Annotated in this window: 1 protein-coding gene; it reads right to left on the reverse strand. The window is 45.6% G+C overall.

What is annotated here, in order from left to right:
* On the reverse strand, positions 1–241 hold a 241-nt coding region (locus tag AAEY62_RS24405; RefSeq protein ID WP_350637060.1), incomplete at both ends, for a dihydroxy-acid dehydratase domain-containing protein.

Consider the following 241-nt stretch of genomic DNA (forward strand, 5'->3'; position numbering starts at 1 on the left):
GCCTAGCATAGTTTTAACGTCGGTATGTAAGTAGCCTGCGCTGGCAAGTTCACGCATTAAAAAGCCCATACCACCGGCTGCTTGAAAATGATTTACATCAGCAGAGCCATTAGGGTAAATGCGCGTTAATAGTGGAACCTCAGCTGATAAATCAGACATATCTTTCCACGTTATTTGAATACCTGCCGCTTTGGCAATAGCCACAAGGTGAATGGCGTGGTTAGTAGAGCCACCGGTAGAT

It is taken from the genome of Pseudoalteromonas sp. GW168-MNA-CIBAN-0100 (assembly GCF_040309225.1).
Lineage (GTDB): Bacteria > Pseudomonadota > Gammaproteobacteria > Enterobacterales > Alteromonadaceae > Pseudoalteromonas > Pseudoalteromonas arctica.